20 protein-coding genes are annotated in these 24,399 nt (G+C 70.9%); 10 read left to right on the top strand and 10 right to left on the bottom strand.

What is annotated here, in order from left to right:
• The first annotated feature begins 24 nt into the window (after positions 1–24).
• The gene (locus ABGB08_RS04020; protein WP_155357153.1) at positions 25–471 is read left to right on the top strand and encodes an AsnC family transcriptional regulator; all 447 of its coding nucleotides are present in this window, start codon (positions 25–27) and stop codon (positions 469–471) included.
• Here ABGB08_RS04020 and ABGB08_RS04015 read toward each other — a convergent pair.
• Genes ABGB08_RS04015 through ABGB08_RS04005 form a run of 3 tightly spaced genes read right to left on the bottom strand, consistent with a single transcriptional unit; the run spans position 444 to position 3,954 of the window.
• Positions 444–1,463, bottom strand: a complete 1,020-nt coding sequence (locus tag ABGB08_RS04015; protein ID WP_347586338.1) for a BadF/BadG/BcrA/BcrD ATPase family protein — start codon at positions 1,461–1,463, stop codon at positions 444–446. The genes ABGB08_RS04020 and ABGB08_RS04015 overlap by 28 nt on opposite strands.
• Positions 1,460–2,719, bottom strand: coding sequence for a 6-phospho-beta-glucosidase (locus tag ABGB08_RS04010; protein WP_347586336.1), 1,260 nt, complete (start codon positions 2,717–2,719; stop codon positions 1,460–1,462). Before ABGB08_RS04010 ends, ABGB08_RS04015 begins: the two co-directional genes overlap by 4 nt.
• Positions 2,716–3,954, bottom strand: coding sequence for an ROK family transcriptional regulator (locus ABGB08_RS04005; protein ID WP_347586334.1), 1,239 nt, complete (start codon positions 3,952–3,954; stop codon positions 2,716–2,718). Before ABGB08_RS04005 ends, ABGB08_RS04010 begins: the two co-directional genes overlap by 4 nt.
• A gap of 116 nt (positions 3,955–4,070) precedes the next feature.
• On the opposite strand from ABGB08_RS04005, the gene ABGB08_RS04000 reads away from it, so the two are divergent.
• The 5 genes from ABGB08_RS04000 (at position 4,071) to ABGB08_RS03980 (ending at position 12,546) form a co-directional block, all read left to right on the top strand.
• Positions 4,071–5,108, top strand: a complete 1,038-nt coding sequence (locus ABGB08_RS04000) for a LacI family DNA-binding transcriptional regulator (protein WP_246268718.1) — start codon at positions 4,071–4,073, stop codon at positions 5,106–5,108.
• Positions 5,109–5,352: 244 nt separating this feature from the next.
• Complete coding sequence (locus ABGB08_RS03995; protein WP_347586332.1) at positions 5,353–7,200, top strand: PHB depolymerase family esterase; 1,848 nt, start codon at positions 5,353–5,355, stop codon at positions 7,198–7,200.
• Between the two features lie 86 nt (positions 7,201–7,286).
• Complete coding sequence (locus tag ABGB08_RS03990; RefSeq protein WP_347586330.1) at positions 7,287–9,530, top strand: UvrD-helicase domain-containing protein; 2,244 nt, start codon at positions 7,287–7,289, stop codon at positions 9,528–9,530.
• Positions 9,531–10,099: 569 nt separating this feature from the next.
• Positions 10,100–11,794, top strand: a complete 1,695-nt coding sequence (lnt, locus tag ABGB08_RS03985; RefSeq protein WP_347586328.1) for an apolipoprotein N-acyltransferase — start codon at positions 10,100–10,102, stop codon at positions 11,792–11,794.
• 8 nt (positions 11,795–11,802) lie between these two features.
• Complete coding sequence (locus ABGB08_RS03980; RefSeq protein WP_347586326.1) at positions 11,803–12,546, top strand: polyprenol monophosphomannose synthase; 744 nt, start codon at positions 11,803–11,805, stop codon at positions 12,544–12,546.
• A 153-nt stretch (positions 12,547–12,699) separates the two neighbouring features.
• Here the strand turns inward: ABGB08_RS03980 and ABGB08_RS03975 are convergent, their stop codons facing one another.
• Positions 12,700–12,798 carry a recombinase family protein gene (locus ABGB08_RS03975; protein WP_347586324.1) on the bottom strand — a complete coding sequence of 33 codons (99 nt, stop codon included), beginning with the start codon at positions 12,796–12,798 and terminating at the stop codon, positions 12,700–12,702.
• 148 nt (positions 12,799–12,946) lie between these two features.
• Entirely contained in the window at positions 12,947–13,534 is a 588-nt protein-coding gene (locus ABGB08_RS03970; RefSeq protein ID WP_347586322.1) for a TetR/AcrR family transcriptional regulator, read from the bottom strand.
• Positions 13,535–13,669: 135 nt separating this feature from the next.
• Here ABGB08_RS03970 and ABGB08_RS03965 point away from each other — a divergent pair, with 135 nt between their 5' ends.
• The 4 genes from ABGB08_RS03965 (at position 13,670) to ABGB08_RS03950 (ending at position 19,328) form a co-directional block, all read left to right on the top strand.
• Positions 13,670–14,440, top strand: coding sequence for a class I SAM-dependent methyltransferase (locus ABGB08_RS03965; RefSeq protein WP_347586320.1), 771 nt, complete (start codon positions 13,670–13,672; stop codon positions 14,438–14,440).
• A gap of 435 nt (positions 14,441–14,875) precedes the next feature.
• Positions 14,876–16,486 (top strand): serine/threonine-protein kinase, encoded by a 1,611-nt coding sequence (locus ABGB08_RS03960; RefSeq protein ID WP_347586318.1) that lies wholly within the window; start codon positions 14,876–14,878, stop codon positions 16,484–16,486.
• Positions 16,487–16,886: 400 nt separating this feature from the next.
• A complete protein-coding gene (locus ABGB08_RS03955; protein ID WP_347586316.1) occupies positions 16,887–17,366 on the top strand; it encodes an FxsA family protein in 480 nt (159 codons plus the stop codon).
• Between the two features lie 81 nt (positions 17,367–17,447).
• Positions 17,448–19,328, top strand: coding sequence for a glycoside hydrolase family 15 protein (locus ABGB08_RS03950; protein ID WP_347586314.1), 1,881 nt, complete (start codon positions 17,448–17,450; stop codon positions 19,326–19,328).
• 102 nt (positions 19,329–19,430) lie between these two features.
• On the opposite strand, the gene ABGB08_RS03945 is transcribed toward ABGB08_RS03950, so the two are convergent.
• The 5 genes from ABGB08_RS03945 to ABGB08_RS03925 form a co-directional block, all read right to left on the bottom strand.
• On the bottom strand, positions 19,431–19,775 hold the full coding sequence (locus ABGB08_RS03945; protein WP_155336694.1) for an RNA polymerase-binding protein RbpA: 345 nt from the start codon (positions 19,773–19,775) through the stop codon (positions 19,431–19,433).
• Positions 19,776–19,946: 171 nt separating this feature from the next.
• Positions 19,947–21,317, bottom strand: coding sequence for an MFS transporter (locus ABGB08_RS03940; protein ID WP_347586311.1), 1,371 nt, complete (start codon positions 21,315–21,317; stop codon positions 19,947–19,949).
• 32 nt (positions 21,318–21,349) lie between these two features.
• Positions 21,350–22,138, bottom strand: a complete 789-nt coding sequence (locus ABGB08_RS03935) for a glycerophosphodiester phosphodiesterase (RefSeq protein ID WP_347586309.1) — start codon at positions 22,136–22,138, stop codon at positions 21,350–21,352.
• Positions 22,139–22,217: 79 nt separating this feature from the next.
• Positions 22,218–23,192: a hypothetical protein gene (locus tag ABGB08_RS03930; RefSeq protein WP_347586307.1), complete on the bottom strand. Its 975-nt coding sequence runs from the start codon at positions 23,190–23,192 to the stop codon at positions 22,218–22,220.
• A complete protein-coding gene (locus tag ABGB08_RS03925; RefSeq protein ID WP_347586305.1) occupies positions 23,189–24,397 on the bottom strand; it encodes an MFS transporter in 1,209 nt (402 codons plus the stop codon). Before ABGB08_RS03925 ends, ABGB08_RS03930 begins: the two co-directional genes overlap by 4 nt.
• Positions 24,398–24,399: the final 2 nt, after the last annotated feature.

The raw sequence follows: 24,399 nt of genomic DNA, 5'->3' as shown, positions 1-24,399 counted from the left end.
CACGGCGGCGGTACCGTTTGCGGGGTGGAGGAGATCGATCGCCGCATCGTGACGCTGCTGGCCGCCGATGGGCGGATGAGCTTCACCGACCTCGCCAAGGAGACCGGCCTTTCGGTGTCCGCGGTGCACCAGCGGGTGCGCCGCCTGGAGAAACGGGGCGTGCTGCGGGGATACGCCGCGCTGATCGACTACGACGAGATCGGGCTGCCGCTGACGGCGTTCGTCTCGATCAAGCCGATCGATCCGGCGGCGGCCGACGACGCGCCGGATCGGTTACGGCACCTGACCGCGATCGAGTCGTGCCACAGCGTCGCGGGCGACGAGAGCTACATCCTCAAGGTACGGGTGGCGTCGCCGTCGGCGCTGGAGGACCTGCTCAACCAGATCCGGGCATCGGCCAACGTGTCCACCCGCACGACCGTGGTCTTGAGCACCCCCTACGACTACCGCCCCCCGGCGATCGCCCCCTGAGCCGTGACGCCGCCCTCAGGATCCGCCCCGACCGGCCGGCGGAAATGGGCGCGGACCTTGTCGTACGCGGAGGGCTTGGCCTTGAGGTGGTCGAGGCCGTGGAGGATCGCGCCGACGATCGGGGGGACCTCGGTCACCAGGAGCGTGGCGTGTGGGGCCTTCGCCGCGTACTGCTCCTCGATCAGGGCGGTGAGCAGCGGGTCGCGGGCGGTGAGGACCCCGCCGCCCAGGACGACTTCGCAGGCGGACGCGAGCAGGCCCACGCGGCGCATGGCGACCGTGCCGAGCAGGGTGATCTCCTCGGCCAGGCGGGCGACGATCGCGCGGGCGACGGGGTCGGCGGAGGCCATGCCGAGCAGGGGCGCGACCAGTTCGTGCAGGCGTCCCATGGACATGTCGCCGAGGTGGAAGGCGATCACGGCCGCTTCCACCGACGGCGTGCCGAACGTTTCGCGGACCGCGTCGGTGAGCGTGGTGGCGGGGCCGCGGCCGTCCTCCGCGCGAGCCGCGTGCCAGAGGGCCTCCTCGGCCAGGCCGGACCCACCGCCCCAGTCGCCGCTGAGGCGGCCCAGGGCCGGGAAGCGGGCGACCCGGCCGTCGGGGGCGACGGCGACGGCGTTGATGCCCGCGCCGCAGACCACGGCCGCCCCCCACGGGGCGGACGAACCCGAGCGGAGCAGGGCGAAGGTGTCGTTGGCGACCACGACGCTGGAGCTGTAGCCGCGGGAGCGGAGTTCGGCCTGGAGCCGGTCCTCCTCGACGGGTAAGTCGGCGCCCGCGACGTAGGCGGCGATGTGGTCGGCGTACGGGGGCCGGGCACCGGGCAGCATACGGGCGGCGGTCTCGCCGATCACGTCGACGGCGGCGGCCACCCCGGCGCTCTGCGGGGCGAAGCCCGCGCCTCTCCCGGCGGCCAGGACGGCGCCGTCCTCGGCGACCAGGCAGACATCGGTCTTGCTGTTGCCGCCGTCGACCGCGAGCACGGTCCTCACCGGGCCGCCCACGGCAGGTGGGCCCGGTTGGCCGCGATCAGCCGGTCGGCCAGCTCGGCGGCGAGCGTGGCCTGCCCGATCAGCGGGTGCGCCAGCAGCGCGTCCTTGACCCGGTCCGCGCCGCCGTGCCGCGCCGCCTCCAGGGCCAGCGTCTCGTACGCCGACACGTTGCCGATCAGCCCGCGGAACAGCGGTTCGACGGTAGGCACGGGCAGCGGCCTGGCGCCGGAGGCGTCCACGACGGCCGGGACCTCGATGACGGCGTCGTCGTCCAGGAACGGCAGCGTGCCGTCGTTGCGGGTGTTCACCACCTGGACATCGCCCCGGTCGCCCACCAGGGAGGCGATCAGCGCGACCGCCGCCTCGGAGTAGTACGCGCCGCCGCGCCGGTTCAGCAGCTCCGGCTTGGTGTCGGCGGCCGGATCGGCGTAGATCTCCAGCAGCGCGTCCTCCATGGCCTTGACCTCGGCGGCCCTGGACGGCTTGGCCTTCTGCTCGGCCACCACGGCGTCGTGCTCGTAGAAGAAACGCAGGTAGTAGGAGGGCACCACGCCGAGATGGCGCACCACCCAGGCGGGCAGCCCGATCTCGGCCGCGATCGGTTCGCCGTGCTCCTCGATCAGCCGGGGCAGCACCTCCACGCCGTCCAGCAGGACGCTCCGCTCCCAGGTCAGATGGTTCAGCCCGACATGCCCGAGCGAGATCCGGGACGGGTCCACCCCGAGCCGCTGCGCGAACCGGCGCTGGAACCCGATGGCCACGTTGCACAGCCCGATCGCCCGGTGCCCCTCGTCCAGCAGCGCCTTGGTGACGATCCCGACCGGGTTGGTGAAGTCGACGATCCACGCGTCCGGCGCGTGCTCCCGCACCGTGGCGGCGATGTCCAGCACGACGGGAACCGTGCGCAGGGCCTTGGCGAGGCCGCCCGCGCCGGTCGTCTCCTGCCCGACGCAGCCGCACTCCAGCGGCAGCGTCTCGTCCACGTTCCTGGCGGCCTGCCCGCCGATCCGCAGCTGCAGCAGCACCGCCCCGGCCCCGGCCACACCCGCCGCGACATCCGTCCAGGTGGTGACCCGGGCCGGATGCCCGGCCCTGGCCAGCATGCGCCGGGACATCCCGGCGATCAGCGCCAGCCTGCCCTCGTCCGGATCGACCAGCGCCACCTCGCTGACCGGCAGCTCGCCGCGCAGCCGCGCGAACCCGTCGATCAACTCCGGCGTGTACGTCGAACCGCCCCCGACTACGGCGAGTTTCACCCCTGTGCTCCTGTCACGAGACCCGTTGTCGTTGTGAGAATCTTCGTCGAACTGAACACCTCGTCGCGTACGGCGTCCAAGGCGAGATCCAGCCCCCCGGCGAGAACGGGATTGCCCGCCACGGTGGACAGCCGCACCGGCGGGTTGGGCAGGCAGAGCGCGTGCAGCTCGCGCTCGATCAGCGCCCGCAGCGTCCCGCCCCCGGCCAGCAGCATGCCGCCGGAGAGCACGACCAGCTCCGGGTCCACCACCGCGGTGACCGCCGCCAGGCCCATGGCCAGCCGTCCCGCCACCTCGCCCAGCGCCTCGCGCGCGGCGGGCGCGAGCCTGCCGCCGCCGTCCGCCGCCCGGACCGCGTGCCGTACCGCCACGGCCGGGGTGGCGCCGCGCAGGCCGTGCTCGCGCAGCACCCGCAGCACGGCCGGGCCGCCGGCCAGCGCCTGGTAGCCGTGGTCGGCGCCCTCGCCCACCTCGCGGGCGGTCGGCGCGCCCACGGCCGGCATGTAGCCGACCTCGCCCGCGCCGCCGGTGGCGCCCCGGTGCAGGCGGCCGCCCAGCACCAGTGCGGACCCGATGCCCGCGTCGGCCCACAGCAGCACGAAGTCGCGGTGCCCGCGCGCGGTGCCGTGCGCCTGCTCGGCCAGCGCGACCAGGTTGACGTCGTTCTCCACGTCCACCGGCACCCCGACCCCGTCGCGGAGCCTGCCGAGCAGGTCGGGCATGTGCCAGCCGGGGATGTGCGCCGCGTACCCGAGCCGCCCGGTGCCCGGGTCCAGCGCGCCCTGGATGCCGATCACGACGCGATTCGGCCGGGGCAGGCCGGGACCGGCCCCCGCGAGCGCGGCCCGGACCTTCGCCACCACACCCTTCGGGTCCCCGGCCGCCCGCCCGGGGGTGGCCAGCCGGTGCTCGGCGACGACCGTGCCGGTAAGATCGGCGACGGCGACGGCGATCCTGGCCGGCGTCACGTCCAGCGCGGCCACGTGCGCGGCCGCCGCGTTGATGCGGTACAACTCGGCTGTGCGGCCCGGCAGGCCTTCGCGGATGCCGTCCAGCACCACCAGGCCGGCCTCCTGCAGCCGGGACAGCAGCTGGGAGGCGGTCGGTTTGGACAGCCCGGTGAGCGCGCCCAGTTCGGGCCGGGTCAGCGGCCCCCGGTCGAGCAGCACCTGCAGCGCGGCCCTGTCGTTGATCGCCCGCAGCAGGCTCGGCGTGCCGGGCACGAGCTGGCTCACGGTGAGTCCCTCCCAGAACGGTTAGGAAAGTTTCCTAACCACCCAATGAAAGTAAAGAGTCTTTCCGAACTAGTCAAGCGCCGCGACCTAGTTGTGACCCATGTACACTTCGCCGCGTGACGGCGACGGATCCCGAGGCGCGGCGGCGCGGGCGTCGTCGGGGCGAGATGACGGTCGCCACCATCGCCAGGCTGGCGGGCGTCTCCGCGCCGACGGTCTCCAAAGTGATCAACGGTAGGGCCGGGGTGGCCCTCGACACCCGGCGGCGGGTCGAGGAGCTGCTGCGCGAGCACGGCTACCGCCGCCCCGAGGCGGTCGAGCCCGCCGCCATCCTCGAAGTGGTGTTCTCGGTCCTGGAGAGCCACCTGGCCATCGAGATCATGCGCGGCGTGGAGTCGGTGGCCCGCGCGCACGAGCTGGCCGTCGGCTTCAGTGAGATGCGCGGGCGGCTGGCCCCCGGGCGCGGCTGGATCGAGCAGGTGCTGGCCCGCCGTCCCACCGCCGTGATCGCCGTCTACGCCGGGTTCACCCCGCAGCAGCAGGGCCTGCTGTCCACCAGCGCGATCCCGCTGGTCGCGCTGGACCCGACCGGCGAGCCGGGGCACGCCATCCCGTCGGTGGGCGCGACCAACTGGAGCGGCGGGGTGGCCGCCACCCGGCACCTGCTCGACCTGGGCCACCGCCGGATCGCCAAGATCAGCGGCCCGCTCGGCTTCCTGTGCGCGCGGGCCAGGCTGGACGGCTACCGCGCCGCCATGGACGCCGCCGGGATCCCGGTCGACCCCGCGCTGGTCCGGGACGGCGCGTTCGCCTTCGAGGACGGCCTGGCCCGGGGCGCCGAGCTGCTCGCCCTGCCCGACCGGCCCACCGCCGTCTTCGCCGGCAACGACCTGCAGGCGCTCGGCGTGTTCGAGGCGGCCAGGCGGGCCGGGTTGCGGGTGCCGCAGGATCTGAGCGTGGTCGGCTTCGACGACCTGGAGTTCACCCGCTGGTGCGGGCCGCCGCTGACCACCGTGCGCCAGCCGCTGACCGACATGGGCGCCGCCGCCGCCGAACTGGCCGTCGGGCTGGCCTCGGGGCGGCCTCCCGCGCAGACCAGGGTGGAGCTCGCCACCACCCTGGTGGTGCGCCAGAGCACGGCCGCCCCCGCCTGAAAGTTTCCCCGCTTCGCGCCTGAAGGTTCTCCCGCTTCGCGCCTTCCCGCGCACGCCTGAAAACTCTTCCCGCTCCGCGCCCAAAGGGTTCTCTCGTTTCGCACTGAAAGTTTCTCTCGCTCCGCTCTCTGGCCAGGGCCGCGTGCCCCCGCCCTGGCCAAGCGCTTGACCGGCCTCCCGGCGCGGCCTACGTTTCCGCCGAATGCGATCGCTGCTAGCTGCGAAACGTTTCTAAGGAGAGCGAATGACGAAGGTGAAAGGCGTCGTGAGCACGGCCGTGGCGATGCTGATGGTCGTCGCCGGCCTGGTGCTCGCCCGGCCGGCCTCGGCGGCGTCGCTGGTCGAGGTCACCGGCTTCGGGACCAACCCGACCAACCTGCGTATGCACATCTACGTGCCCGACAACGTCGCGCCGAACCCCGCCATCCTGGTGGCCGTGCACTACTGCACCGGCTCCGGCCAGGCCTTCTACTCGGGCACCCAGTTCGCGTCCCTGGCCGACCAGTACGGCTTCATCGTGATCTACCCCACGGCCACCCGCAGCGGCAGCTGCTTCGACGTGTCCTCGCCGCAGACCCTGACCCACAACGGCGGCAGCGACTCGCTGGGCATCGTGTCGATGGTCCGCTGGGCGGTGCAGAACCGCAACGGCGACGCCAACCGGGTCTACGTCACCGGGGCCTCCTCCGGCGGCATGATGACCAACGTGCTGATCGGCGCGTACCCGGACGTGTTCAAGGGCGGGGCGGCGTTCATGGGCGTGCCGTTCGGCTGCTTCGCCACCACCGACGGCTCGATGTGGAACAGCCAGTGCTCCTCCGGCCAGCGGATCATGACGCCGCAGCAGTGGGGCGACCTGGTGCGCAACGCCTTCCCCGGCTACACCGGGGCCCGGCCGCCGATGCAGATCTGGCACGGCACCACCGACACCACCCTCGCGTACCCGAACTTCAACGAGCAGATCAAGCAGTGGACCAACGTCCACGGCATCAGCCAGACGCCGTCCTCCACCACGACCCCGCAGCCGAACTGGACCAGGACCCAGTACCGGGACGGCGGGGGCAACCTGAAGGTCGAGGCGTACAGCATCGCGAACACCGGGCACAGCCTGCCGCTGAGCGGCCAGGCGGCGCTCGCCATCCAGTTCTTCGGCCTCAACAACTCCACGCCGGGCAACGACACGACCCCGCCGAGCACGCCGGGCGCCCCGACCGCGTCCAACGTGACCTCGTCGGGTGCGACCTTGACTTGGACGGCATCCACCGACACGGGTGGTTCTGGCCTGGCGGGTTACAACGTGTATCGCGAGCAGGGTGCGACGGATCCGTTGCTGGGTTCGCCGACGACCAACTCGATCACGCTGACCGGGCTGACGGCCAACACCCAGTACCAGGTCTATGTCCGGGCCCGTGACGGCGCGGGCAACCTGTCGGGCAACTCCCAGCTGATGACGTTCACCACGACCACCGGCGGCGGCACCGACACGACTCCGCCGTCCACGCCCGGTACGCCTACCGCCTCCAACGTCACCTCGTCGGGTGCGACCTTGACTTGGACGGCATCCACCGACACGGGTGGTTCTGGCCTGGCGGGTTACAACGTGTATCGCGAGCAGGGTGCGACCGACCCGCTGCTCGGCTCGCCGACGACCAACTCGATCACCCTGACCGGCCTGACCGCCAGCACCCAATACCAGGTGTACGTCCGGGCACGTGACGGCGCCGGGAACCTGTCGGGTAACTCCGCGCTGGTCACCTTCACGACCACCGGTGGCGGTACCGGCGGTGCCTGCACCGTCGTGGCCACCACCCAGAACACCTGGAGCAACGGATACGTGATCCAGCCGGTCACGGTGACGGCCGGCGGCGCGCCGATCACCTCGTGGACGGTCACCTTCACCCTGCCCGCCGGTCACACCGTCAGCGGTTCCTGGAACACCGCGCTGACCGTCAGCGGCCAGACCGTGACCGCCAAGAACGTCGGCCACAACGGCAACCTCCCGGCGGGAGGCAGCGGAAACTTCGGCTTCCAGGGCAGCCGTCCCAACGGCAACACCGCCGTGCCGGCCGGCTACACCTGCACCACTCCGTAAATATGGTGAAACGCTGAAACCGATGGAATGATCGCCGACTCGCCCGTCGTGAGAGTCGTGGGCACCCAGGTAGAATCTGGCGGCCTATGTCTCATTCAACGGCGGGCGAGCTGGCCCGCGAGCAGCAATACGTCGCCACGCTCTACGAGCGGCTGGACGTCCTGCGGGTGCGGACCCGCGGGCAGCTGGACGGCGTCCTGGCCCAGGGCGCCGCGGGCGGAACCCACCAGAACCGCTCGGAGCGCGACTCGTTCGCGGACATGTACGCGACCCGCCTGGCCCGGCTGTGGGCGGTGGAGCACGGCCTCTGCTTCGGCCGCCTCGACCTGGTCGACGGCGTCGGCGCGGAACCGGATGAGACCAGGCTCTACATCGGCAGGCTGGGCCTGTCCGACGACGACCAGCAGCGGCTGCTGATCGACTGGCGGGCCCCGGTGGCTCAGCCGTTCTACCGGGCCACCCCGGCCGCGCCGATGGGCGTCACCCGCCGCCGCCACCTGCACACCAAGGGCAGGACCGTCCGCACCATCGACGACGACCTGCTCGACCTGGACGGCCTCTCCGACGCCGACAAGGCCACCCTGAACGGCGAGGCCGCCCTGCTGGCCGCGCTCGGCGAGACCCGCACCGGCAGGATGCGCGACATCGTCGCCACCATCCAGGGCGAGCAGGACAAGATCATCCGAAGCGACCTGAACGGGGTGCTGGTCGTGCAGGGCGGGCCGGGCACCGGCAAGACCGTGGTGGCTCTGCACCGGGCGGCGTACCTGCTCTACACCTACCGGGAACGGCTGGAACGCCGGGGTGTGCTCATCCTCGGGCCCAACCTGACGTTCCTGCGCTACATCGAGCAGGTGCTGCCGTCGCTGGGCGAGACCGATGTGCTGCTGTCCACCGTGGCCGAGCTGTATCCCGGGGTGACCGCGCGGCGGGCCGAACGGCCGGAGGCCGCCGCGTTCAAGGGGGCGGCGCGGATGGCGGAGGTGGTGGCGCGAGCCGTACAGGATCGGCAGCGCATGCCGCGGCAGACGGTCGAGATCAGGCTGGACAAGTTCACCCTCAAGCTGGACCGGCAGACCTGCGACGTGGCCCGCTCCCGGGCGGCCAAGTCGCGGCGGCCGCACAACGCGGCCAGGAGCGTGTTCGTACGGCAGCTGCTCAACGCGCTGACCAAGCAGGCCGCCCGGCATCTCGGCCGGGGCATGCTGAACGACGAGGACTTCGCCGACCTGCGCGAGGACCTGCGCACCGAGGAGCCGGTGCGGGCCGCGCTGAACCGGCTGTGGCCCTACCTGACCCCGCAGCAGCTGCTGATCGGGCTGTTCACCTCCCGGGAGCGGATGGCCTACGCCGGGCTGACCCCGGCCGAGGCCGACCTGCTGCTGCGCGAGCCGCCCCGGGCCGGGGAGGGCTGGTGGAGCGAGGCCGACGTGCCGCTGCTCGACGAGGCGGCCGAGCTGCTCGGCGACATCGACGAGAGCGTGCTGCGGGCCGCCCGCCGGGCCGAGGAGGAGCGCGAGCAGCAGCTCGCCTACGCCCGCGAGGTGCTGGAACTCACCGGCATGGCCGACATCATGGACGCCGAGCGGTTCGCCGATCGGCAGCAGGCCGAGGAGACCTACCTCACCACCGCGGAACGGGCCGCCAAGGACAGGACCTGGGCGTTCGGGCACGTGATCGTGGACGAGGCGCAGGAGCTCTCGGCGATGGCCTGGCGCCTGGTGATGCGCAGGAGCCCCACCCGTTCGATGACCGTGGTCGGCGACATCGCCCAGACCGGCTCCACGGCGGGCGCGCTCAGCTGGGCCAACGTGCTGGACCCCTACGCCGCCGGGCGGTGGCGTGAGGCCGGGCTGTCGGTCAACTACCGCACCCCGGTCGAGCTGATGGCCGTCGCCGCCGACGTCCTCACCCTCGTCGACCCCGCCCTGAAGGCCCCAGAATCGGTACGGGAGAGCGGCGAGCGGCCCTGGGCCCGGCACGTCGCCGACCTGGCCGAACTCCCCGCCATCGTGGCCGAGCACCAGGTGCCGGGCGGCAAACTCGTGGTGCTCGTCCCCGAAGGGCTCCGGGTCGAGCTCCCCGGCGCGGTGACCGGCGCGGGACCGGCCGCGCTGGAGGCGGCCGTGTCGGTGCTCACCGTGGCCGAGGCCAAGGGCCTGGAGTTCGACGCGGTGATCGTCGTCGAGCCGGGCCGGATCCTAACCGAGTCGCCGCGCGGCCCAAGCGATCTTTATGTCGCGCTGACCCGGGCCACGCGGCGTCTTGGCGTGGTGCACACCGCGGGGCTGCCGTCTGTTTTGACGGCCCTGGATCGGCGCACCCAGTAGTGCGGCAATAGCGGTCGGTGGGGGACATCCCGGGTGCGCACCCCTACGGTGGCTCTCGCCCGGGCCTGTCCTACCTGCGAAAACTTGGTATTCCCGCTGTTCGGGACACGGTTGACATCTGCGCTGAGGTCGGTAGTTTGCTGCGCAGTCCAGCACGGGACTGACCGGTTGGCCGTCTTCAGACATCGTCGGATTCTGCGTCCGTGACGGAGCGTGACCACAAGGTCCGTCCGTTAGCTCAGCCAGGCGCAGCGCCGACGTTCCGTCGAGGCGGGGCACCCCAACCGGGTGGGGGGTTGGACCCGGGAAGGATCCGGACACCCAGTAGACAACGGAACTCCGCGCCCGCCGCCGACGGGACGGAACCGGTCCGAAGGGTTCGTCCGCGTCCTGTTCCGTCTCGTGCGAGGGACTGCGAAGGACGAAGGGCACGAAGGCACCCGTGCCCGGAGCGAAACGCCGGGATGGTCCTTGAGTTCTCCTGTGGCCACAGGAGAACTCAAGGACCATTGACTCATAACGCCCCCCGTGGTTTGGGGTCCGCTGGTCATCGCGGGTACGGTCCTATCGTGCTGAGTGACGCGACCGTCCCCGACGTGGCCGAGACGGCGGAGACGCCCGGTTCAGGCCACCCGGCCGGACCGCCCGCCTGGGCTCGCGCGCTCATCGTCATCGGCGGCGGAATCCTGACATTCCTCGCTTTCCCTCCGCTCGGCTGGTGGTTCACCGCGCCGTTCGGGGTGGCGCTCCTGTTCTTCGGTCTGTACGGCGTGCGCCCGCGCCGGGCGGCCTGGCTCGGATACCTGGGCGGCGCGGCCTTCCTGTTCCCCGCGATGGCCTGGGTGCGGCCCATCGGAGACGACGCCTGGCTGGCCCTGGTCGCCATTGAGAGCGCTTTCTGGGCCGCCATGGCAGTCGCGGCTGTCCGCGTCATGCGGCTGCGGCTGTGGCCGCTCTGGGTCGCCTGCCTGTGGGTCGCCCAGGAGTGGGCCCGCGGACAGTTCCCCGTCGGCGGATTCCCCTGGGCCCGGCTCGCCTTCAGCCAAGGCGATTCCCCGTATACCGGGCACGCCGCGCTGGGCGGGGCCCCGCTTGTAACTTTCACCGTGGTCCTGTCCGGCTCGCTGATCTCTTTCCTGCTCGCGCGCGGCCTGCCACACCCCGCCTGGAACCGTCAGGTCGCGCTGGTCCTCGCCGGGGCGGTGGCCCTGCCGGTGCTCGGACTCCTCGTTCCCCGGCCGGGCGACGAGGGCAAGACCCTGCGCGTCGGGGTCGTCCAGGGCAACGTGCCCGGCCGCGGTCTCGGCTGGGCCGGGAACGAACCCGCCGTCGTGCTGAAGAACCACGCCGACGAGACCCACCGGCTGGCCGCCGCCGTGCGGGCGGGGGAGCTGCCGAAACCGGACATCGTGGTGTGGCCGGAGAACTCCACCGACATCGATCCGTACCGGAACGCGGCCGCCTACCAGACCATCGACGCGGCCGTGCAGGACGTCGGGGTGCCGGTGCTGGTCGGGGCCGTGGTGTCCATCGGAGCCGAGAACCGGGCCACCCGGGCCGTCGTGTGGGATCCGGTGACCGGGCCCGGGGCCTACTACGACAAGCAGAAGCTGGTGCCGTTCGGGGAGTTCACGCCGTACAAGGAGATCGTGCTGGCGCTGTTCGAGCGGGCCAACCTGGTCGGCAGGCAGTCGGTGCCGGGGTCCGAGGACGGGGATCTGCGGGTCGGCCCGGTCACCGTCGGCGCGGTGAGCTGCTACGAGGTGGCCTTCGACCAGATCGTGCGCGGCACCGTCCAGGCCGGGGGCTCGCCGCTGGTCGTGCAGACCAACAACGCCACCTACGAGCTGACCAACCTGCCGCCCCAGCAGCTGGCCATGTCCCAGCTGCGCGCCGTCGAGCACAACCGGGCGGTGATCGCCGTGGCCACCACCGGCATCTCCGCCTACGTCAGCCCGGACGGGACCGTGCAATGGCGGACCGCCGAGCTGGTGCCCGACCGCACCGTGGTGACCGTGCCGGTGCGCACCGCGAACACCCTGGCCACCCGGGTGGGCGGGTGGCCAGAGCTGCTGTTGATATTGATGGGGGCGGCGGCGACGATGGTGGCTACCGGTGCGGCATGGCGGCAGCGGGCAAACAGGCGGGACGGCAGGGCGGCACAGGACGACGTGCCGGGCGGGCACGGCCGGGATCACGGCCAGAGCGAGGGCAACGGCCGGCTTCGCAGTCAGAGCCAGGGTCACAGTCAGGGATTGGACTAGGGAGTCGCATGGATCGGATGCCGGGACGCGTCCTCGTCATCGTCCCCACCTACAACGAGCGCGAGAACCTCCCGCTGATCGTGAAACGGCTCCGCACCGCGCTGCCCGACGTGGACGTGCTCGTCGCCGACGACAACAGCCCCGACGGCACCGGAAAGGTCGCCGACGAACTGGCCGCCGACGACGCGCAGGTGCACGTGCTGCACCGGCCCGGCAAGCAGGGCCTCGGCACCGCCTACATCGCCGGATTCCAGTGGGGCCTGGCCGAAGGCTACGACGTGCTCGTGGAGATGGACGCCGACGGCTCCCACCAGCCCGAGGAACTCGCCAAACTCCTCGACGCGGTGGCCGGCGGCGCGGACCTGGCGATCGGCTCCCGCTGGGTCCCCGGCGGCAAGGTCGTCAACTGGCCGTCCTCCCGCGAATTCCTGTCCCGCGGCGCCAACATCTACACCCGCATCATGCTCGGCCTCCCCGTCCGCGACGCCACCGCGGGCTTCCGCGCCTACCGCGCCACCACCCTCCGCAAGATCGGCATCGAGGGCGTGCACTCCCAGGGCTACTGCTTCCAGGTCGACCTGACCCTGCGCACAGTCCGCAACGACCTGCGCGTCGTCGAGGTCCCGATCACCTTCGTAGACCGCACCATAGGCGCCAGCAAGATGAGCGGCCGCGTAGCCACCGAGGCGCTGTGGCGGATCTCCCTGTGGGGCATCACCGGCCTCCCGGCCCGCCTCCGGCGAAAGCGCTGATCACGGGGCTGGTTCCAGCGTGCTGTGACTGTCGTCTCGTGTGGGCGGCCACGGCGCTGGCGGGGGCGGGCGGAGCCCGAAGGAAAGGTCCTCCACTTCGGGTCCGTGTCACCACCCGAAAAGTAGCTCTGTGTAGCCGCTCGCCTTGTCGACCTAGACGTGGTCGCGGTCGACGCCGGCCCGTGGCAAGGCGTCGATCTGATGATCGGGGTTCTGCTCGGCGGTCGAGACCCGCGCGTAGCCGATGAGCATGTGTCGGAATCTATCGGCCAGACCGTTCACCGACGTTGATTCACGACACGAGTTGCCGACACTTCCCACCTGCGGGTTCGTTATTACGGGCGCGAGCGTCGGCAGACGGTCGTTTGCCGGCACTCGGGGGTTCCTAGGCCGGTCGGCGCTACACGGCGTCGGCGATGGCCGCTGTCACGAACTTGTCGACGACTGCCGCGGTCGGCGGGCCGGGGTCGCGGTCTGCGAACAGGAGATGCCCGCCACCGACCAGGGAGAGGGTGAGTGAGTCGATGTCGGCGTCGGCCGCGATGCGGCCCAGTTCACGCTCGGCGGCCAGATAAGCGGAGATCGCAGTCGTGGCCTGGGCGAGGATCGCGATGCCGCCTCCGGGTCTGGCTTGCCGCAGCCGTGCGCGCAGCTCGTCCCGGAAGGTGATGAGCGGGATAATAGCCACCGGAACCGGTCCGAACAGGGTGGTCAGCGCACTGGTGAGGTTGTTGGCCACCGTGCCGGTGCCGGCGGACTCGCGCAGCGCACTCGCTTGTGCCTCGAGCTGCGCGGCCCGGTCGAGCACGAGGTCGGTGAGGAAGGCGTCGAAATCGGCGAAGTGCCGGTGCAGGACGCCCTTGGCGCAGCCCGCCTCGTCGGTGACGGCCCGGCTGGTCAGCCCGTTCGGCCCGTCCCGCAGAAGCACGCGCTCCGCAGCGTCGAAAAGCTGCTGCCGCGCGTCGCGAAGGTGCACCCCAGTCGGCACTCAGAGATCCTTTCATGCGTCAACCCGCTGACATCCGTTGCCTAGTGGGCACATGCCCACTAGAGTGGGCGCATGCCCATAATACCGCGAGAGCAACCAAACCCGTCTCCAGCGGAGCCGCATAAGGCCCGGCGGATGGCCGAGTCGTTCGGCGTGGACGCGCAACGCTACGACCAGGCCCGGCCCGGCTACCCCGATGCGTTGGTGGCGCGGATCGTCGCCGGGAGCCCTGGGCCTGACGTGCTCGACGTCGGCTGCGGTACCGGCATCGCAGCCCGCCGGTTCCAGGCCGCCGGCTGCGCCGTGCTCGGCGTCGAGCCCGATGCGCGGATGGCCGACTTCGCGCGAGCCCGTGGCCTGCAGGTCGAGGTGGCGGCCTTCGAAGCCTGGCAACCGGCCGGCCGGACGTTCGACGCGGTCATCGCCGCCCAGTCGTGGCACTGGGTGGATCCGGTCGCCGGCACCGTGAAGGCGGCACGTGTGCTGCGTCCAGGGGGACGGCTGGCGATCTTCGGGCACGTCTACGAGCCGCCTACCGAGGTGGCCGAACCGTTCGCCGCCGCCTACCGGCGGGCGGCGCCCGACTCCCCGCTCAACGGCCAACCGGCCCAACGTCCGCTCGACCTCTACCAGGCGGCATACGCGAAGTTCGCCGACAAGATCCGCGAGACCCAACAGTTCAACGATCCCGAACAGTGGCGATTCGACTGGGAGCAGTCCTACACGCGCGACCAATGGCTGGACCTGCTCCCCACCACCGGCGGCCTCACCCAACTCCGTCCCGATCAGCTGGCCGAGATACTGGACGCGGTCGGGGGCGCGATCGACTCCCTGGGCGGACGCTTCACGATGAACTACACCACCCTGGCCGCGACCGCCGTACGCGCCAGAGACCTGAACCCGTGACCGCCCCGCAGTTCGACGACCCCTTCATCCTCCCGCTTTCCACCCCTGACACTCTCGTGCCAGCTGGGCCACAAATCACTCAACGGTCCTACACCGTGGAGGTGGCCGTCTGCTGCTCGGCCAAGCCGAGGTCGAGATGGTTGGTCATGTCTAGTTCCATGCGGGGAAGTCCCAAAGATCGATGGCGAAGATTTGCTCGTTCATGATGCGGCACGAGGCGCGGCGTGGCGATCTCCTACTGGTCGCTCTACGGGGTGTCTTCCAGATCCACGGTGAGCTCCATCGCGGCCCGCTCCACCCCGGCAAGGTCGTATGGACGGGTCTCGCCTGTCTTGGGGACTTCCGGTATTAGTGTGATCGCAGCCGCTGAGGACGGAGCTCGGTGTCAATGATCTTGAGTGGAACCCTGCCGCCAGTTTGCCGGAACGGATTGTCGTGAGCGAGAGCGGTCGCTTACTGGCGGACCGGTTCCGGCTGGTCTCGAGGCTGGGCGCCGGTGGCATGGGTGTGGTGTGGCGGGCCACCGATGAGCTGCTGGGCCGGGAAGTCGCGGTCAAGGAGGTCCGCGGCTTGACGACGGACGCGTCTGTGCAGGATCGCATGATGCGGGAGGCGCGGGCGGCGGCCAGGCTTCGCCATCCCGGCGTGATCACCGTCTACGACGTGGTACGCGAGGATGACGAGCTCTTCATCGTGATGGAGCTGGTCGAGGCGCCCTCCCTGCGGGAGCTGGTTGAGCGCGATGGTCCGCTGCCGCCGGAACAGGTTGCCGCGATCGGCATCGGGGTGCTGGAGGCGCTGGGGGAGGCCCACCGGATCGGTGTCATCCATCGTGACGTCAAACCCGGGAACGTGCTGGTGCTCCCGCGCGACAGGACCAAGCTGGGGGACTTCGGCATTGCCCGGTTGGCGGGCGATCCGACCCTGACGGAGCACGACTCCGTGCTGGGAACCCCGGCCTATATCGCGCCCGAGCAGCTCCGCGGCGCGCCCGGCACGCCGGCTACCGATCTGTGGGCGTTGGGTGCCACGCTGTACTACGCCGTCCAGGGCGCCTCCCCGTTCGACCGCGACACCGCGGCCGCCGCCATCGCCGCCGTCCTGACCGACGCGGTTCCCGCCCCGGACCGAGCCGGACCGCTCCTCGGCGACCTGCTCATCGCCCTGCTCGCCAGATCCCCGGCGGAGCGTCCGTCCGCTGAGGCGGTTCACGCGGCCCTTGAGCGGGCCGCCGTCTCAAAGGTCTCCCCGAACCGACCTGCCACTGCGGAGGGACCGGTCGTCGATACTGCGGAAACGGACACGTCGGTCATCGTCGTGCCCGCTTCCTCGCAGCCAAGGCGTCACCGACTGCCTAGGCGAGTGGGCGTCGGGCTCGCGTGCATCCTGGTGAGCACGGTCATCCTCGTCACTGTGAACAGGTCGCCTTCCGGACCCCTGGCGTCGGGGGAGGTCGTCTTCGCGGACGACTTCTCGGCGGCCGCGGACGGTTGGCGAGGTCTGGAGGTGCCGGGCGCTGGCAGTGAGTGGCGGGACGGCGCGTACCGCCTTCGCATCGACAGTCCCAACAGCAGCGCGCGTTTTGTGCCCTTCGCGGAATCCAGCGTCTATCCGGTGGCTCCCGCGCAATTGAGGGTCGATGTCCGGGCGCGTTTGCTGCCAGGCGGCTCCGAGGCCGGATATGGCCTTACCTGTCGAATGAATCAGGACTTCACCCAGGGATATGCGTTCCTCATATGGGACGGAAGCCTTCAAATCGCCAAGCTATTCGACCAGGCCCCCTGGTACACCACCCTGCTGAACATCCCTCTCGACCAACTCGACGTGGACGTACACGCCGTGAACCGCCTGCAGGCCGTATGCGCCGACGAGGCCGGGCAGCAGGCGGTGCGCCTCAGGTTCTGGGTCAACGGCGGGCTAATGGAGGTCACCGACCGGGAAGGCCCGTTCATGACCGGCACCACCGGCCTGCTGGTGGCATCCGGCGCCACATCGAGCGGCCGGGTGGAGGCGGAGTTCGACGACTTCGCCGCGATGAGGCTATGACGGCCGCGCCGGCGATTACGAAGGCGCCGAGCGAGAGCTTTTGGCCGCGACCGCCGCGTGCGGGGAGCGCTACCCCCGCGACAGGGCGACCTGGCTGGGGGGCGTGGCCACCGCACAGCTCCGGTGCGGCCGACTGGACGAGGGCTGCGCGACCGCTCGGCGTGTGGTGGACTTGCTCGCGGATCACGTGGACACCGAACGCGCCGAGCATCTGCTGCGGACGTTCCGCTCGGAATCGGCCGCGCGCGGACCCTCGGCGACCAGCCGAGACTTTATCGAGTACACCACGGCGCGCCTGGGCGCAAAGTAACCCAAGGAGGGGCTGATCGGTAGAAAGCGCTGATCGGCTGGAACGCGTAGGGTTCAAGCGACGTTGCTTAGGTATGAGTGAGGTCGTGTGATGCTGCGAATCGGACTTTTCCTGGGGTTTCTCGTCGTGCCCGTGCTGGAGATCTGGTTACTGATCCAGATCGGGTCGGTGATCGGCGGCTGGCAGACCGTCGGGCTGCTGATCGCCGACAGCCTGCTGGGGGCCTGGCTGGTCCGCAGGGAGGGCAGGCGGGCCTGGGCGGCGCTGCAGAACGCGCTCCAGTCGGGGCGCATGCCGGACCGGGAACTGGCCGACGGCGGCATGATCGTCGCCGGTGGCGCGCTGCTGCTGACCCCGGGATTCATCACCGACATCTTCGGGTTCTTCCTGATCCTGCCGTTCACCCGGCCGCTGGCCCGGCGCGGCCTGACCTGGTTCCTGGGCCGCCGCGTCCGGGTGATGGCCGCGCGCTCGCCGTACGGGCCGCTCCTGAACCAGCCGGGGCCGGGGCGCCCGGGGAACGTCGTCCCCGGACAGGTGCTGGACGGCGACGACTTTGCCGAAAGGTGATCTACGCGAAAACCTGAAGGACCGTCCCGGCAACCCCGCGAGCGTATCGTTTGGGGGATGTACAAGGGGATAGGACGGTAGATGGACACGCTTCACGGATCTTCGCCCTTTCCGCCGATCGCCGACTACGGTTTCCTGTCCGACTGCGAGGTCACCGCGCTGGTCGCGAGCAGCGGGAACATCGAGTGGCTGTGCCTGCCCCGGCTGGACTCGCCGAGCGTGTTCGGCGCCATCCTGGACCGCAGCGCCGGACGCTTCCGGATCGGCCCGGCCGACACCATGGTGCCGGCCGCGCGGCGATATCTGCCCGGCACCATGGTGCTGGAGACCAGCTGGGGCACGGCCACCGGCTGGATCATCGTCAGGGACCTCCTCCTGATCGGCCCGTGGCATCACGAGGGTGAGATGTCACACACCCACCGGCGGGCGCCCACCGACTACGACGCCGACCACGTGCTGCTGCGCACGGTCCGCTGTGTCAGTGGCGAGGTTCAGGTGACGCTGGACTGTGAGCCGGTGCTGGACTACGGCCGCAGCCCAGTCCGCTGGGAGCACACCGACCGCGGCTACCACCAGGGCCTGGCCATCGCCGACGGGGTCGACCTGCAGCTGCGGCTGACCACGGACATGCGGCTCGGCTTCGAGGGCGGCCGGGCGATGGCCAGGACCCTGCTCAAGGAGGGCGACACCCGGTTCTGCGCGCTCACCTGGACCGAGCACGAGCCGCCCTACACCTTCGCGGAGGCCTACCAGCGGCTGGTGTGGACCGCGCACCACTGGCAGCACTGGCTGGCCAGGGGCGACATCCCCGACCACCCGTGGCGGGGTTACCTGGAGCGCAGCGCCCTCACCCTCAAGGGCCTCACCTTCGCCCCGACGGGCGCGCTGGTCGCGGCCGCCACCACCTCGCTGCCGGAGACCCCGGGCGGCGAGCGCAACTGGGACTACCGCTACACCTGGATACGGGATTCCACGTTCGCGCTGTGGGGCCTCTACACCCTTGGCTTCGACTGGGAAGCCGATGACTTCTTCTGGTTCATCGCCGACATGGCCGAACGCGACGAAGAACTCCAGATCATGTACGGCGTGGACGGCGAGCGCGACCTCTCCGAGTACACCCTGGACCACCTGCACGGTTACGAGGGCGCCCAACCAGTCCGGGTCGGCAACGGCGCCTTCAACCACCGCCAGAACGACGTGTGGGGCGCGGTCCTGGACTCCTTCTACATCCACATCAAGTCCAGGGACCGCCTGGACGAGCGCGTCTGGCCGATCCTGAAACGCCAGGTCGAGATGGCCATCGCGCACTGGCGGGAGCCGGACCGCGGCATCTGGGAGGTGCGCGGCGAACCCCGGCACTTCACCTCCTCCAAGGTCATGTGCTGGGTCGCCCTGGACCGGGGCGCCAGGCTGGCCCGGCTGCGGCAGGAGCCGGAGGTGGCCGAACGCTGGCAGGAGATCGCGGACGAGATCCACGCCGACGTGTGCGAGAACGGCGTCGGCGAGAACGGCGTCTTCACCCAGCACTACTCGACCACCGCGCTGGACGCCTCGCTGCTGCTCATCCCGCTGGTCCGGTTCCTGCCGCCGGACGACCCGCGGGTGCGGGCCACCGTGATCGCCATCGCCGACGACCTGACCGTCGAGGACCTGGTGCTGCGCTACCGCACCAAGGAGACCGACGACGGGCTGTCCGGCGAGGAGGGCACGTTCACGATCTGCTCGTTCTGGCTGGTGTCCGCGCTGGCCGAGATCGGCGAGCTGGGCCGGGCCCGGCGGCTGTGCGAGAAGCTGCTGTCGTTCGCCAGCGCGCTCGGTCTTTACGCCGAGGAGATCGACCCGGTGAGCGGCCGCCAGCTGGGCAACTTCCCGCAGGCGTTCACCCACCTGGCCCTGATCAACGCGGTGATCCACATCATCCGCGCGGAGACGATCATGCCGGTCCCGCACCACACGTCCTGAAACCACACGGAAGCCCCCGGGAAGATCTCCCGGGGGCTTCCGGCTCCCTCTGCTCTGGAGGGTTCGTTGAGGTTGGGGTGTCCGTCGGGGTTTCGGCCTGTCCTACGCGCTCTTGCGCCGCTGCGCCCGGAGAATCGCCAGCCGCTCGTTCAGCACCTCTTCGAGGTCCTCGATCGAGCGCCGCTCCAGGAGCATGTCCCAGTGCGTCCTCGGCGGCTTGGCCTTCTTCTGCTGGGGCTGCTCCGCGTCCACCCGGAGGGCGGGGGAGCCGCAGCTGCGGCACTCCCAGCTCGCCGGAATCTCGGCTTCGGCGGCAAGCGGCACGGTGGTGTGATGGCCCTTCGGGCAGGTGTAGGACACCTCCTGGCGCGGAGCCAGGTCGGTGTTGCGGTCGTTCTCGTAGCTGGTCGCCCCGAGCCGGGTACCGCGAAGTGCACGCTCGCCCATGTTCTAAGCCTCCTGAGGTCCCCCTAGCGATACTGCCTTAGAGGGGTTGGTCTCCACCGCGTACAACGCTTGATACCGTGTGTGGATTCCCACCCAAGAGGTGATCCAATCGCGCTTTTTGGCGCGGGCTCCTCAGGAATCACGTGAGCTGGCTCCCAGCGCCGCGGATTCCTAGATCTTGTCGGGGACCTCGTTGCCCGCTTCGCGGATGGCCCGGGGCAGGTCGACGGCCAGCAGCAGGCCGAAGCCGAGCGCGAAGAAGATCAGCAACGATATGATCGCGACCCGGTAGTCGCTGTCGGTTAGCTGGAGCACCAGGCCGAATGTCCAGGCTCCGAGGAACGTGGAGCCCTTGTCGCTGATCTCGTACAGGCTGTAGTACTCCGCTTCCTTGCCCTTCGGGATCACGTGGGAGAACAGCGAGCGCGACAGCGCCTGCGTGCCGCCGAGCACGATGGCGATGAGCACGCCGAGGCCGAGGAACTGCAGCGCCGACCCCTCCTGGACGATGTAGGCCAGACCCAGCACGCCCACCCAGCCGATGAGGCTGTAGAGCACGACCCGCTTCGTGCCGTACCGGATGGCGAGGCGGCCCAGCAGCAGGGCGCCGCCGAACGCGACGAACTGGACGATGAGGATGGCCGCGATCCGGACCTCCTCGTCGAGCTTGAGCGCCTCGGAGGCGAACTGCCCGGAGAACGCGATGACCGACTGCACGCCGTCGTTGTAGAGCAGGTAGGCCCCGAGGAAGAGCAGCGTGAGGGGGTATCGGCGCAGGTCGCGCAGGGTGCGGCCGAGCTGGCGGAAGCTGCCGCCGACCGCCTGGCCCAGCGTGGCGTCATGCGTCGTGACCGGCCGGTTCCGCAGCCGCAGCAGTGGGATGATCGTGAAGCCGCCCCACCAGAGGCCCGCCGAGACCAGGCTGATCCGGACGGCGACGCTGGTCTCGATGCCGAGCTGTTCCCGCTGCAGGTACAGGGCGAGGTTGATGAGCAGCAGCAGGCCGCCGCCGAGGTAGCCGAACCCCCAGCCCAGGGAGGAGACCCGGTCGCGCTCGTCCGCGGAGGCGATCTGCGGGAGGAAGCTGTTGTAGATCACCATGGCGCACGCGAACCCTATGTTCGCCACGATGAACAGCGCTCCGCCCAGCAGGTAGCGCGTGTCGGCGACGAACCACATGGCCAGCGTCGCCGCCGCGCCCAGGTAGGCGAACAGGCCGAGCATGCCCCTCTTCCGCCCGGTGTGGTCGGCGATCGCGCCGGCCATGGGCATGAAGACGATCTGGCAGATGGCAGCCGCGCCCACCACGAAGCCGTAGTAGGCGGCGGGGCGCACGTCGAAGCCGAGCACGTCGACGAAGTCGCTCCCGCGGACCTCGGCGGCCCGCTCCGCGATGTCGGTCAGGTACGGCCCCAGGAAGACGGTCAGCACCGTCGTCGGGAAGGCGGAGTTCGCCCAGTCGTACCAGTACCAGCCGCGCTGCTCGCGCCGGCGGGCGTCCGGGCTCTCGTCGATGACCTGGGGGGCCTGGGGGGCAGTCATGTTCTCCTACTTCGAGATTACTTCGGACTACTTCAATGCCTCGGATACCACTGCCCGCGCGCGTCCAGCACGCCGCGCAGGCCGGAGATGTTGTCGGTCATGATCCCGTCGACGCCGAGGTCGAGCAGGCGTTCCATGATCTGGGGGGCGTCGATGGTCCACACGTGCACCTGCATGCCGATCGCGTGCGCGGTCCTGACGAACGCGGGGGTCACGATGCGCAGCCCGCGCACCCCGATGGGCACCTGGGCGCACGGCACGCCGGCCCGGGCCAGGCCGGCCAGCAGCCGCCCGTACCCGGAGCCGATGGCGGCGGTGCGCAGCGCGGCCACGCCGCGCGGCCCGAGCGCGGAGCAGACCCGCCCGCCGGCCGCCCGCCGGGCCCGCGCCAGCCGCTGGTCGGAGAAGGAGGTCAGGCAGACCCGGTCGTACGCGCCGGTCCGCTTGATCAGCTTGGCCAGCGGCTCGATGGCCGAGGCCTCTTTCACGTCGATGTTGACCCGCACGTCCGGCCAGGCGCCCAGCACGTCGGCCAGCAGCGGGATCTCGTGCGTGCCGCCGATCCTGGCCTTGGCCACCTCCCGGTAGGGCAGCTCCGACACCCGCCCGGTCCGGTCGGTGACCCGGTCCAGCGTGTGGTCGTGGAAGGCCACCAGGACGCCGTCGGCGGTCGCGTGCGCGTCGGTCTCCAGGTAGGAGTAGCCCAGCTCGACGGCGTGCTCGAACGCGGCCATGGTGTTCTCCCGGCCCTCCGCCGCCCCACCCCGATGGGCGAACGCCAGTGGCCCGGGGTGCTCTAGAAACGCGAAACGCCGCCGCACGAGTGGAGTATGCCGTTTGTCAGGGCCCGCCGTCAGCGCGCCAAGGTGAACGTTTGGGTCACGTCTGGACCAATCTCCTTCACGCTCCGTCGCGGCCGATGACGGCGGGCGAGTTCGCCCCGGGGATCAGCAGCGTGGGCGCGCCGCCGCCGTCGGCCGGGACGGTCCAGGTGTTGTTGGTGCCGTCGCCGGTCTGCAGGCCGTACGCGATGGTCTGGTCGTCGAGCCAGGCCGGCTGGTCGTCGACGCTGCGGGTCTCGGCGAGCGGGACCGTCCTGCCACTGCCCAGGTGCAGCACGGTCAGCCGCCAGCCCCTGGCCGGGTCGGCGCCGATCGCGGACTTGTAGGCGATCCTGGTGCCGTCCGGGGACAGCGACGGGCATTCGACGTTGTCGCGCAGCGTCCGCACGGTTCCCGCCGCCACGTCGCCCTCGACCAGGTAGCGGCGGCCGCCGGTGGACAGCGTCGCGTAGAACCGGTTGTCGTCCCCGGCGAAGGTGACCCCCCAGAAGTTGACGTCCACATTCCGGTACGGCCTGCCGTCCCGCGTGATCGTGAAATCCTCCAGGGATCGCACCATCCGGCCGGTCCTGGTGTCCAGGATGCCGGTCTGGGTGGAGAAGCCGTTGGCGGCGTAGGAGTGGCCGTCGATGAAGAGCGTCCAGGCGATCATGCGGCCGCTGGCGGAGACGCGCAGCCGGTTGGGGAAACCCGTGAGCGGGATCTCCCTGAGCGGGCGCAGGGCGGCGTCCATGACCACCAGGCTGGTGGCGGTGAGCGCGCCGACCGGGGTGAGGCAGGCGACGGTCGCCGCGCCGGTGTGGGCGCGGTCGCAGCGGACGGCGGTGACCTCGCGCGGGCCCCCGGGGTCGGCGCGGGAGACCGTGGAGAGCAGGCCGTTGGTCAGGACCTGGACGCGGGGGCCCGCACCCGCCAGGGCGGTGGAGGCGGGGGCGTCGGCGGCGGGGGCGAGGACGGCGTAGGTGAGGGCGATTCCGGCGAGGAGGACGGTCGCCAGGCTGATGACGACCAGACGGGCCCGGAGGGAGGTCATGGTTTCCTCGTGAGCAGGAGCACGGCCAGGGGGAGCACGGCGGCGGCGATTCCGGCGGCGGCCAGGCAGGCCGGGCCGGGGCCCCAGGCCTGCCAGGCGAGTCCGAACAGGACCGAGGACAGCAGGTAGGACAGGGCCTGGCCGCTCTGGATCAGGGCCAGGCCGGTGGCGCGCAGTTCCGGCGGGAAAACCGGGCCGGCCATGGCCATCAGGATCCCGTCGGTGGCCGCGTAGAACGTCCCGTACAGCAAGGGGATCACGATCAGGAGGGGGAGGCCGGTCAGCGGGCCGTACAGGAGCAGGTAGACGGCGATGAGGGCGGCGTGGCCGCCGATCATCACGCGGAGGCGGCCGAAGCGGTCGGCCAGGCGGCCGAGCGGGACGGCCAGCAGCAGGTAGGCCAGGCTGGTGGCGACCGCCAGCAGCGGGAACCAGCCGATGGCCAGCTCGGTGCGGCGCTGCAGCAGCAGGAAGACGAAGCCGTCCCCGACGGTGACCAGGCCCAGCAGGCAGGCGGCGGGCAGCAGCCGGCGCCGGGCCGGGCCGAACGCGGCACGCCACGGCATCTTCTTGGTGGTGACCGCCGGGCTGGGGACGTCCTGGACGAACAGGGCCAGGATGAGGACGCCGAGCAGGGCCACGCAGAAGCTCGCCAGGAAGACCGGCCCGAACACGCCGCCCGCCAGGGTCAGCACGCCGAGGGCCGCCAGCGGGCCGAGGAACGCGCCGGTCGCGTCCATGGTCCGGTGCACGCCGAAGGCCAGGCCCAGGCGTTCCGGCGGCGTGGTGAGGGTGATCAGCGCGTCCCTGGGGGCGGTGCGCAGGCCCTTCCCGGCCCGGTCCACGGTGATCGCCAGGCCGATCAGCGGGCCCGAGGCTCCGGCGGCGAGCAGGCCCAGCTTGGCCAGCGCCGACAGGCCGTATCCGGCCCCCGCGACCGCCTTGTGGCGGTTGATGCGATCGGCGACATGGCCGCCCGCCAGGCGCAGCAGCACGGTCGCGCCGGTGTAGAGGCCGTCGATCAGGCCGTACGCGGCGGGGCTGAACTGGAGGCCGATCACCAGGTACAGCGGCAGGACGGCCGTCACCATCTCCGACGATATGTCGGTGACCAGGCTGACGGCGCCGAGGGCGAAGACGGTGCCGCCGACGGCTCGGGGAGAGCCGCCCGCGGCCCGGCTTCGGTCGAGGGTGGACAGGTACACGT

It is taken from the genome of Acrocarpospora sp. B8E8, assembly GCF_039871605.1.
Lineage (GTDB): Bacteria > Actinomycetota > Actinomycetes > Streptosporangiales > Streptosporangiaceae > Acrocarpospora > Acrocarpospora macrocephala.
Note: the sequence above shows the minus strand (reverse complement) of the source record. Positions and strands in the feature narration are given on the sequence as shown.

Coding starts and splice junctions, on each gene's coding strand:
- ABGB08_RS03995 (WP_347586332.1), top strand. CDS start 5,353: ATGACGAAGGTGAAAGGCGTCGTGAGCACGGCCGTGGCGATGCTGATG.
- ABGB08_RS03990 (WP_347586330.1), top strand. CDS start 7,287: ATGTCTCATTCAACGGCGGGCGAGCTGGCCCGCGAGCAGCAATACGTC.
- ABGB08_RS03980 (WP_347586326.1), top strand. CDS start 11,803: ATGGATCGGATGCCGGGACGCGTCCTCGTCATCGTCCCCACCTACAAC.
- ABGB08_RS03975 (WP_347586324.1), bottom strand. CDS start 12,798: ATGCTCATCGGCTACGCGCGGGTCTCGACCGCCGAGCAGAACCCCGAT.
- ABGB08_RS03965 (WP_347586320.1), top strand. CDS start 13,670: ATGGCCGAGTCGTTCGGCGTGGACGCGCAACGCTACGACCAGGCCCGG.
- ABGB08_RS03955 (WP_347586316.1), top strand. CDS start 16,887: ATGCTGCGAATCGGACTTTTCCTGGGGTTTCTCGTCGTGCCCGTGCTG.
- ABGB08_RS03950 (WP_347586314.1), top strand. CDS start 17,448: ATGGACACGCTTCACGGATCTTCGCCCTTTCCGCCGATCGCCGACTAC.
- ABGB08_RS03945 (WP_155336694.1), bottom strand. CDS start 19,775: ATGGGCGAGCGTGCACTTCGCGGTACCCGGCTCGGGGCGACCAGCTAC.
- ABGB08_RS03940 (WP_347586311.1), bottom strand. CDS start 21,317: ATGACTGCCCCCCAGGCCCCCCAGGTCATCGACGAGAGCCCGGACGCC.
- ABGB08_RS03930 (WP_347586307.1), bottom strand. CDS start 23,192: ATGACCTCCCTCCGGGCCCGTCTGGTCGTCATCAGCCTGGCGACCGTC.